The following is an 11026-nucleotide window of genomic DNA, read 5'->3' as shown; positions in this document are numbered from 1 at the left end:
GGCTCCTACTCCGATTCTTGTGTGAGCGCGGCGCTCACGCGGTCGAGAACATCGGGTGCAGAGCCGTCGAACAATGCCCAACCCTGGTCTGTGATGCTGTGCACGTTATCGCTCGGGTCTGACAGGAATATCGCAATTCTCGCTTCCGGCCAGCTCGCGACCGCGGGTTCGCCGTCGAACTCCTCACCGAGGTCGGGTAGCGGCAGGCCGGCCTCGCCGAGCAGCCGGACCAGTTTGGCCTCCAGCACATCGTCGGGATCGTCCGCGGTCTCGTCGTAGTCCGACAGCACCTCTTGCCACTCCTCGCTGAGTGGCGGGTGCGACTGCGGAGACGCCTCGCCGGCGTGCGGAGGTGCGGCGGTGACAGGTTCGCCGGGCGCCTCTCCGGATACGACTCCGTCGGCGGCGATGTCTGCCGACCCTGCAGCACCGAGCCCGTCGACCGCCTCGATGGCGGTCAGCGCGGGCTCCTCGCGGAGCGAGAGAACGTTCGAGATGCCGAGCCACCACGCCCAGTCGGTACGGTAGCTGCTCGATTCCACTGCGGTGGCGGATGAGTCGATGCGCAGGGCGGCGGTCAGTGTGCCCGCCTTCCGGAAATCGCCCGCTACGTGGAACCGGGCCCAGCCGTGATCGAGCGTCCGCTTCCCGTCGGTGTCGAGTCCGGTGGCGTACAGCAAGGTCGTCACCGCGTTACCCACCCGCCGTGCGGCACTGGCAGCGAGATTCAGCGTCTTGGGTTCCTGCTGGATCAACTGGACGAGGAGATTCACGTGGTTGCCTGCTGCGGCTTCGACGAGGTCGAACGCAACGCCCTCGTGCTTCGCGATCGCGAGCGCGGCCCGCTTCGTGAACCACGAGGCCTTCTCTGGAGCGTCAGCGGCGCCGTTCGTGCTCGTGACATCGGCATAGGTGATGGCCCATGGAATCCAGCCGTGATCGCGGAGCCCCGATCGTTTGAGTGCGTCGTCCGCTACCCGGTTGTGTTCGGGAGTCGCGTGGTAGGCGAAGCCGTCGGTGTAGATCGCGAACTTGCGCGGTCCGCCGTCGGTCCGGCGGAGAACGAAGTCGGGCCGTGTTTTGACGGCGCCGTCGTTGATGTCCACCTGAGCTTCGAGATCCCACTGCACGTCGGTCTGGGGGAGATAGATGCGCAGCTTGGAGTAGAGGCCGTTCGGCACCGTGGTGACCGTGGCTCCCGCAGACGTGAGCAGATTGCTGAACCGGGTGCGAAAGAGCGCTTCCAGATTCGATTCCACGTCGACGGGAGGGGCACTCGTGATCGACCATGCGGAGAAGGCAGGGGAGTCGGCGTCGTCGGACCCGGTACCACCGAGAAGGCGGTAAAGCACGCCTTCGGCGACCTCTCGGGATGTGCTGTCGAACATGCCGGGCGATGTGTGTGGGAGGAGGCAGCGGGGGCACGCCAGCCGGTCCTCACCCGCGCACGGGCAAGCGCGCACGGCCTCCCAGGCAGCGTGCAGGAGCGCCCAGACACGCTCGGGTGTCGCGAAATCCGCGAGGTAACCGGTGCCGCCGGGGATCGTGTCGTGCAGGAGCAGGGCCGGTGCCACGCCACTCGGCTGCGCGACGTTGACGGTCGCCACGTCGAGGTGATCGGGGTCGCCGCCGAGAACCGCCCGGAAGCCGAGCTTAAGGGCCGCGCTGAGGCTGGGAACCGTCATCGAATCGAATCCGGAGATCCCCGATGGCAGGTTCAGGACCACGCCCTCGGTCCGCAGGGTGCGACCGAGCGCGAGCGCTCGGTTGTGCTCGGAGTCGCCCGCTGCGTGCGGGCACCACGGGCGATGGTCGCCGCGCGTGTTGGTGCCAACGCCGCCGATGTCGCGGTGACCGCAGTACTCGCAGAGCCGGAAGAGGGGAGCCGTGAACTTCTCACCGCCGATGGTGGCCGACGAACCCTGGCCGTACCCCAGGTTGATCCAGCGGATCTCAGTCCGGCGCAGGTAGAGAGCACCGAATCCGGACTCGCGTACATACCACCTCGCGGCGACGTCCTGGTCCTGGTACGACATCGTGTGCGCGATGGAGTAGCGGCGCGAGTGCCGCTGGTCGTCGCGCTCGTCGATGGTGTCCACGTCGCGCTTGACGTCGGCGGAGACTTTGCGGAGTGGCACCACGTCGATCAGCTGGCTCATGTCAGCGAAGGAGGCGTCCTTGCACGACGGGCAGGCGGCAGCGGACGTCGAACCGTCCGAGACGACGGTCTCTGCGTGGCTGCATGCCGCGCACACGCGCCACTGCTCGATGCCCTCGCCGCCGGCCCCCAGGTCGACGGAGTCGATCTTGATGCGCATCCGGTCCACATAGAACGAGTTGCCCGGCGCGAACTCGGTCAATGCCGACGACAGTCCACGCTCGATGGTCTTCTTGGTGGTGTCCCACTCGAAGTTCTTGTCCGGATCCTGAGCCTGAATCGAGGCCTCGAGCGCCACGTTGTCGTCGAGGAGCCGGTAGCTGGGTAGAAGGCCGTAGCGTTCGAGGGCCGAGATCCACGGATCGTTCGCCAGCTCCGCGCTCCGGATGGCGAGCGTCTTGCGCGCCGATACCGCCGACCGGTAGCTCTCGGTGTCCTGTTCCGTCGCTGCTGCGCTGTCCACGCGCTCCTTGAGGGCGGGCAGTACCGCGTCGAGGGCATCGAGGCGGTGGATGATCTGCTCACGCTCGGCTCGCCACCGGTCGGAGGCGAGCGCGAGTGCTGAGTCGAAGGTCTGCTCGGTGCTCGTGCCGAGTGCCCATTCGCGCAGGTCGGCAGCGGCGTGCGGGCTGACCTGTCCATCGAGCGTCGTGAGGAACTCGTCGAGCCAGTGCGCGTTATGAGTCTGCGCTTCGGTGCGGAGCACATTGATCAGCGAGTTTTGGTGCGAGGCGAACACATCGCGGGCGGTGCGCACCTCGGGCAGCGTGCCGTCGAGCATCGCGCTGCCGACGGTGTGTGCGATGAACTGACGCCGGAGGATCTCGGCGGCCGACAGGAATGCCGCCGGTGGGCGCACCGATCCGTTGATCATCGACAGCGGGTCCTGGACCGTCGGCAGGGTCTGTCCACGGCCCTGCAGGAGCGCGACGACGAGCGAGTTCCCCGTGAGACGCCCGGCGCGGCCGACGCGCTGGACGTAGCTCGCCACGGTGCGCGGCAGCGACGAGAGCATCACCGACGACAGATCGCCGATGTCGATGCCCATCTCGAGGGTCGGTGTCGCGACGAGCACGTTGGGAGCCCCCGGCTGGTCCGAACTCGTCTTGAACTGCCGCTCTAGTTCGGCCCGGACCTTGGTGTCGAGGAGACTCGTGTGCTCGCGGGAGACCACCGCGCGTGAGTCGGAGGCTTGGTACAGGCTCCGGTAGTAGTTGTCCGCTATAGGCTTCGGTTCGAGCCGTCCACCGCAGTCGACGTTGAGGCACGGCACCCCGAGCAGAGATTCACGGACGGTACGCGGGACCGGGGTGGCGCTGTGGCACGTCGCGCATCGCAGTTCGCCGGGATCGGTCTCGGCGAGCGCGATGACCTGCCCGATGTCCAACCCGTAGGAGACGCCTCCGCTCCTGGTCGGCACGGCGATGAGCACATCGGCTGAGGCGAGCCGTTCGAGTAGTGCCTTGACCAGGCGCTGCGCCGAGTCAGTGGTGACCAGAAGGTGCTGCGAGGTCCACCGTGCATACCAGGACCGACGGCTCGCGACCGCATCGGTTCCGCGGATGAACCTGGTATCGGGCAGCGCCGGACCGACCCGCGGGAACGCCGGGGCGCCGCCGATGGGGAACCCGGGAATCCCCTTCGACTTCACGCGGCTGTTCCAGAGGTGGTAAGTGTTCCCGTCGTCCTCGACGTACGAGGTGAGCCACGGATGCAAGATTCCGCCGCGCTGGCGGATGCGCTCGAGGACAACGCGGGCCCATGCTGCGAGGGTGTTGGCGTCGGCATCCGATTCGGACAGGGCACCTTCCACCGACGTCGATTCCCAGGCGTCGCGCGCGATCTGGGCGAGATCGGCGTCGCCGACGGAAACCGATGCAACGGCCGTTCCGGTGAGCGCGAGAGTCCGGCCGAGAGCCGATCGCAGACCGAATTCGAGGCACATGTCGAAGCGGAGACGGTCGTCCACCCGGCGTACCGCGGCGTTGCGCGCCTTGGTCGTGGCCTTGGGGTCCCAGAATGGGCGGAAGGTATCGCGATCGGCGATCGAGGGGTGGAGCAGGTGGTAACGCTCCACGGGCGAGAACGCCGCAGACCGCAGGCCGTCGGCGAGGTCGTCGAGCGCCAGCTCGTCGTCGCCGAGCACCGAGGTCACCGCGGTGCGCAGGGAGAACGAATGCGAGCGTGCCTGGACGAACCCGGCGCGGTGCGACGCGTCCTGCACCGAGTCGGCGAATACCAGAGCCTTCTTGTCGTCGGCGTCGAGACCGGTGGTGCCGAACATGTTCGACAGCGCCACCGACAGCAGGGTGGCGACCGCCGAGCCGATGTACCGGATGGAATCCCGCGAATCGCATGCCGGGCAGCTCTGGTTCTCGGCGTTCTTCTTCGCGTCCAGTCCCGAGTGCATGAGCACGGGGACCGTTCCCTCGGGCACGTCCAGGAGGTCGACGGCGTCTGCTTCGGAGAAGCTCTCGGCCATGGAATCGAGCCACCTCAGTGCGGTCGACGATGAGTCCGCCGAGCGCGTCTCCGAGAGCGGGATCTCGTTCTCGCGTGCCGACTGCACTTCCTGATCGGCGGAGATCAGTGCGCGCACGGCCGACTTGTCGTTGATCGACAGCTGACGGATCTTGGCCGGTGCGAACTCCGGCCGGGTGGTCCCCGGCTCGTAGGCTGTCATCCACCCGGCTCGCCCGCAGTTTCGGCAGAAGATCGCGGGGAGATGCTGCGCCGCGAAGTCCGGGTGTTCGGCTTCATCGGACACTCCGAGCCCGGCCGGGCCGTCGTCGTGCCACCGGAACTCGATTCCACCCGTCGTGACCGACCTGTCGATACGCGAGAGCTCGCGAACCCACAGGTGCGCCTCGATGCTCGGGATCTGACGGCCGGCCCATGGATCGTCGGCGGTGATGGCGGCGCGGATGTGCCCCAGAGCTCCAAGTACCGACCCGACGAAGGCCTCGGTCTCGGATGCATCGGACGCGAACTCGACGGGAAGAACCCGCTCGGCCAGATCGTGCAGACTCAGCGCTTGCGCAGTGCACGAGTAGATCTCCTGGACGAGTTCGTTCTCTCTCGCCGCATCGGCTGCGCGACGCACGTCGTGCGATCCGTTGCCGAGTCCGAGAACCTGGTCGCACACCACCCGGTAGATAGCCTCGGCCGGATCTGCGTGCTCGCCGGCGTCCTCGCGGGCACGCTCGACCGCCAAGCGGATATTGCGGATGCCGGCGAAGTCGCTGATCCACCGGCGTGCCGGCCCGGCCCATCGCTCGACGGTCTCGCGTGACTCGGTGATCACCGAATCTGGTCCGAACGGCCGCCCGAAGACGGTCTCGGCAAACTCCCGCACGGCGCTGGTGTCGCCGTCGTCGCCGAGGGTCGCCGAGGTGGCGACCGGAGTGATGTCTCCGAGTGGGTAGGCCGTGGCTGTATCGGAACCCGAGTCGCCGCGATGCCGCGCGAGAGTCATCCCGAGACGCCGCAGCAGGAGCGCGACGTCAGTGCCCTGCGCGCCGTCGTACGTGTGGAACTCGTCGAGGACCACGTACTGCAGCGAGTCGGCAGACAGCTTCCAGATGTCGGCGTCCTTCTCGCGTAGCAGGAGCTGGTCGAGCATCTTGTAGTTGGTGATCAGCAGGTCGGGGGGATCGTCCTGCATGGTGCGCCGGTCGGTGATGATCCCATCGGCGCTCACCGTGGCCCGGCCACCGTCGCTGTAGTCACCGGTGTAGATCCCCGCGGTCACCGCGGCCAGTGCGGGGTCGCCGCTGATCATTCGCGCGAGGCGTTCGGCCTGGTCCGTGGCGAGAGCGTTCATAGGGTAGAGCAGCAGTGCCTTGGTTCCCCGATGCCCCTTGGCACGTTCACGTTTCGCGTGATCGAGAATCGGCAGGAGGAAGGCTTCGGTCTTGCCCGAGCCGGTGCCGGTGACGACGAGCGTCGGCTCAGCGGTATTGGCGCCGTCGGTCGTGGGCTTGGTGCTCAGACGCTCGAACGCTGCCGCCTGGTGACCGTAGGGAGTGAAACCCGCTGGCGCCCAATTGAGCACGTCAAGCGGATCGATACCGGCCGGCGCGAACGGCATCCGCGTGCGCACATAGGGGCCGCGGAACATGCTCGACTCTCCATCCGAGACGAACTTCTCCAGCGCTGCCTGTGTGCGGCGGTCGGCTAGTGCGAAGGTCGTCGACAGGTACTCGCTGATCCCGTCGCGGAGTTGCGATGCGGACTGGACTGGGAGGAGTGCACTCATAGCTCACCGTTCTCCAGTGCTGTCTGAAACTTGGCGTATGCGGCGCGCATGTCGACTTCGCGGTCGAGTGCGCGGAACGGGTACTCGAAGACGTACTCGACGCCCGACTGCGGGTGGGTCCAGGTGCGATCAGCCTCGCTGAGCTCGGTCCCGGGCTTGAGCTTCTTCTCCAACTTGGCCACGTCCTTCGGCACGATCCGGCCGTTGGCGTCGAAAAGATCCTCCATGTCGTATCGCCGCATCACCGGGAACTGGGTGCGGTAGATCATGCAGAGTTCATCGGCGGTGACGCCTAGGCCGAGGGCGACGAGAGCGTCGATCTCGATTTGTGCGTGCCGGCGAGATTCAGCCCTCCGCAGTGGAATCACCTTGCTGGTTCCCTCAGGGATCGAATCCATAATCAAGGGGACAAAATCTCGATGAAGGCAATTGAGGGCGAGATATCGAGTCCCAATTTGATTGCCAATTATTCCGCAAGAGACATTCGGTAGACGATCTATCGACGATCCGAAGATGTTGCTCGTTCCTGTCGATCGTATTTGAAAGTCTAGAATAATCGATGAAAATGATCCGGCGGTGGCGATCTGGTCGTACGGATTATCAAGTACAGCACTCTGAACTCCGTGGACGTGTGCTGCCCCGGAAGGGATTAGGGACGGGTAAAGCGTCCGAAACCCCGTTGTTGCTGCCATCATTCTCCACACCAGCCTGGGGAACTTATTTGCGCGATATTCAATCCCTGAATTATCAGAATAATGTGAATAGTCAGCGTCGTAATCTGTCCCTTCTCGGTTCGGCTGGTAAGCCGTCGCCGGAATGAAGTCCTCGTCGATGGCCTCGAGATCGATCTCGGTCCAGTCCTGGTTGTGCTTGAGTGTCGGGTTGGGCTGCTTTGCGAACGGGTTCGCCACACCGAAGTGCGGTCCCTGCAAAATGACGTCGTCCCACGATTCGGGTACTGCCCACTTCGTGTCGAAGTACCCCTTCTTCTTGTCGATGGTCTCGTCCCATCCGCGGGAGTAGTGGAGTCCGAGCTCCTTGACACGAGGTGCTGCGGCGAGCTTCCGCAGGACGCCCTCGGCTTCGCGAGTTACCGAATACACCATGCGTGCATCGAGCCACGGAACGTCAGGTTCCTCGAGGATCGACGCCCATAGTTCGAGGGTGGACCGATCGACGGTGAGGATACGGTCGCGGTGGGGGCGGAGGTCCCAGTTGTTGTTGTCATCCTTGAAACCGGGGAGGGAACCTTGTCCGTCATGAGAGAACGAGTCGGAGGCAGTCTTGGGCTGGTACAAGCCAGTGAGATTCTGGAAGTTCGGATCGGCGTTCGGCGACCCGTAGACATGAATTCCGTATCGCACCAGGTCGTGGACGTCAAAGAGTGATAGCTCGTTGACGAACTGGAAGTGCCGCCGAAGTCGCATGTATGCGGATCGCCGCAGGGGAGCGGCCGCCTTCTCCGTGAAGTGCGACTCAGGGTGAATCAAGGTGACGATTCCGTCGGCCGCGGCAGAGCGCCACGACCGCTGCATGAACGCCCGATAGAGGTCCGGCTGCTGACCTGCCAGCAGCGGGTACTGCGCTTGGTCGTTCAGGAACTTCGATGTCACGACGGTCTCCTGGAGTCCGTTGACGACTGTCTTCACGGCGCCCTGCCGCTCTGCGGTCAGTTCGCGGCGGGCGCTCTTCTGAGGCTGCGTGGGCTTATGCGCGAGGATCCACCAAGGATCTGACTCGCCCCACAGGGCATCCTCGTCTGTCCGCGGCCGGACCCACGGCGGGTTACCGACCTGCAGCGAGAAGCCGCCGCGCGCGAAAACCGGAGCGAAGTCGAGCTCCCAGTGAAAGAAGCCCTGCCGCTCGGCGATGTGATCGCACACCGCGAACCACGGATGGTGGTGGACCAGATGGCCGGCGGTCATCGGCTGGCTGAGGATCCGGTCGAACTCCTCGGCGTTCTCGATCTGCTCCCACGACATGTCGCCGCCGAAACGGATCTGCCCCTCTCCCGACCGCCGCGTTCCACGTCGCTGCTCGTCCTCGTACGCGCGACCGAGGAGGGCCTCCATCCCGTCGATCCAGTCGTCGATGCTGGGCGGCCGGACGAGTTCGGGGGCAATCGGCACATCCGAACCGTCGAGCGGCCAGAACCACATGGCGCACCAGGCGTCCATCGCGCGACGGAGACGCTGCAGTGCGCCGTTCGGGTCGCCGAGCGAGGCTTCGACTCGGTCGCGGGAAACCGGGTTCCGCGGTGATCGGTCCTCGGCCCCGTAGACGTCGATCTGCCTGCGCACCTGGTCCTCGGCGATCTGCAGCTTCACCAGCGAGATCTGCCAGAGGCGCTCCACTCGGCGGCTGAGCGCTTCGAGGCGCTTGATCTGCTCCTTGCTCGGTTTCAGAGTGATCTTCTTGCGCCACTCCTTGAGCGCCTTCTGCTCGTCGCCCGCATAGGGCTTGAGCTCCTTCGCATCCGACGCCGACCCCCAGCCGGCCGCGGGGAGGAGGAAGTGGTGGATGCGTCCGAATACCAGCGGGTCGGCCTTATCGGTGTCGTTGGATTCGGCGAGACCGGTGAGCGGCGCGTCCATCGGTTCGGCGACGAGCCACTCCTTCTTGGCCACCTGAGCGCTGGAGTAGGTGGCGCGGCGGCAGCCGAGGAGTGAGTTGCCCCGCTTGAGGTGAAGCCCGAACCACGGAGCCTTGAGGCCCGGTGTCATTGTGTCGAGCCACAACGCGATCTCGGCGAGCTCCACCGCGGTGGCGTTGAGGTCCACCCCGTACACCTGATGAAGCGCGAGATAGGCCTTGACCTTCTGCAGTTCGGCGGTGCGCTCGTCTGGCGTGATCTCGTCGCCGAGCTCGCGCTGACGGCGCTCCAGATACAGCTCGGCGAGTTGCCGGACGGCCTCCACAGCGAACGCGCCCGAACCCATCGCGGGCTCGCAGATGGTGAGATCGAGGATGTCCTCGGCCTGGCTGATGGCCCCCGACTCGTCGAGCTCGGCAAGTGCCTGCTCCACGACGAACGTGGAGATCACCTGCGGGGTGTAGAACGACGCCGAGCGCTCCCGGTCCCGGGAGGACTGGCGGAAGACGAAGGCGCCGCGCGAATGACATACCGGGTCGTTCTCGCCGGTGCGCGGGTTGAAGCGACGCACCAGGTTGCTGGCGAAATCCAACATGTCGTCGCGTCCGACGACCCACGAGCCCTTCGACGCATCGCCGCCCTTGGCGACCTCCCAGAGATCCTCATCGGCGATGAAGCCCGAATACGACATGAGGCCCTCGTACACCTGGCCGAGTTCGGTGACTCCGAGCGTCGCGTACGAGATGAACCCGCGCTCGCGGCCGGACTGCTCCCGCGTCATGAGCAGGTTCTCGAGAACCCCGTGCATCGCCCGATTCGAGAGCCCAACCTCGTCGATGTGGCGGGTGGCGTTGTGCGAGAACAGGTCGGCGGAGAGCTCGTTGAACTCAAGACCCGGCGCGGAGGCGGGGTCGTCTGCAGGGTGATGTCCCTCGTCCACCTTGCGGAAGAGCAGGGCGAGCGACGCATACAGGTAGGTGCCGTTCTCCTCAGCTGGAGTGGCGGGCGGGTTCAGAACGTGATCGCGGAGCCGGGAGAGTCCGTAGCCGTCGTCGTACTCCGTAGCCCCCACCGGGAGGATGTGCAGCTCCGGCGAGGCCTCGGCGAAGAGCAGGAAGAGGACCCGGTAGAGGTAGCGCAACGCCTCGCGGGCCAGGACCTGGCCATCGATGTCGTCATTGCTCATGCCCTGCGCGATGCGCCGGGCGAGCACGTCGTTGGCGATGATCTCGATGGACTCACGGATCGCCTCGCGGAGCGCACCGGACACCCGGACGGCGTGCTCACGGGAGTCCTGGAGAACCTGTGTCCACCAGGTGGTCCCGTCAGGGCGCTGCTCGACGGACTCCCGGGATGCGGCAGCCACCACTCGCTGCACTTCGCCGCCCGCTCGCGTGTCGTTGCGTTCGAGCGCGAGAAGGAGATCCACGGCGAGGTAACGGCCGAGCGGCCAGGACTCGCGCTCGGCGAGAAGAAACCACCGCCCGGCGGTGGCAGTGATGTAAGCGGGTGGGGTGTCCGAGAGGAACAGCTCGCCGATCAGTGATCCGAGCACAGCGTCCACCGGCTTGCCGTCGGTGCGGACCTCGCCCCACGGACCAGCGGACCGCAGATCCTCCACTGTGTCGACGGGATCGGCTTCCAGGTAGAGCATGCCGCCGGCACTCGACCAGACCGGCGCCTCCCAGGAGGCGTCGCCGCGCGACCAGACGAAGTCCACCGGCTCTCCGTAACCCAGCGCCTCGCGCACGAGGCGACGCGCGGCGGCGGACTCCGCGTCGGCATCGGCGGCCGCACCTTCCGCGTCGTATTGCGAAAGGGACGTCACGAGAGCCTGACGGGCAGCGGTGAAGCGGCTCAGCGGCGACACCGCACCCTCCGGCGCGTTCTTCCATTCCTTGACCAGCGCAGCGACCTGGGCCCGGAAGGACTCCTTGGTCTCATCGGTGGTCAGGTAGTACTCGCCGATCCACTCGTCGACGTTGACGATGGCGGTGTCGGTGGCCATGGTGGCGGG

Annotated in this window: 2 protein-coding genes; both read right to left on the bottom strand. The window is 65.9% G+C overall.

Annotated elements, in window-relative coordinates; translation table 11 throughout:
- Positions 1-5: 5 nt before the first annotated feature.
- Complete coding sequence (locus tag FO044_RS13000) at positions 6-6416, bottom strand: DEAD/DEAH box helicase (RefSeq protein WP_143965790.1); 6411 nt, start codon at positions 6414-6416, stop codon at positions 6-8.
- On the bottom strand, positions 6413-11017 hold the full coding sequence (locus FO044_RS12995; RefSeq protein ID WP_143965789.1) for a DNA methyltransferase: 4605 nt from the start codon (positions 11015-11017) through the stop codon (positions 6413-6415). The genes FO044_RS13000 and FO044_RS12995 overlap by 4 nt, the downstream gene beginning before the upstream one ends.
- Positions 11018-11026: the final 9 nt, after the last annotated feature.

Source organism: Gordonia zhaorongruii, assembly GCF_007559005.1.
GTDB classification, from domain to species: domain Bacteria; phylum Actinomycetota; class Actinomycetes; order Mycobacteriales; family Mycobacteriaceae; genus Gordonia; species Gordonia zhaorongruii.
This window is presented reverse-complemented; position numbering and strand designations above follow the sequence as displayed.